Origin of the sequence: Pseudomonas sp. 2995-3 (genome assembly GCF_002742565.1) — a bacterium.
Lineage (GTDB): Bacteria > Pseudomonadota > Gammaproteobacteria > Pseudomonadales > Pseudomonadaceae > Aquipseudomonas > Aquipseudomonas edaphica.
The window spans coordinates 1-255 of record NZ_LJSB01000386.1 but is presented as its reverse complement, the minus strand read 5'-3'; the positions used below and the strand labels follow the sequence as shown (position 1 = coordinate 255).

The 255-nt window shown below is 39.2% G+C and carries 1 protein-coding gene; it reads left to right on the top strand.

Translation table 11 applies throughout. From position 1 onward, the window contains the following. On the top strand, positions 1-255 hold a 255-nt coding region (locus AOA62_RS29815; RefSeq protein WP_143521948.1), incomplete at both ends, for an MBL fold metallo-hydrolase.

The window sequence follows — 255 nt, the reverse complement described above, 5'->3', positions numbered from 1 at the left end:
GGACTCTTTCAGGGCATACCACCAATTAAAACAGAACCTGCAGATAAGCTGTTAACAAGAGAAGAAACTTTATCTATTTGTGGGATTGAGTTTATTGTCTATGAAACTCCAGGGCATTCTCCAGGAAGTGTGTCCTATTATGTACAAAATGAAGATGTTATTTTCTCAGGGGACGTTTTATTTCATGGAGGGGTTGGAAGAACTGACTTACCAGGTGGAGATCACGACACTTTAATGAATTCCATCCACGAAAAA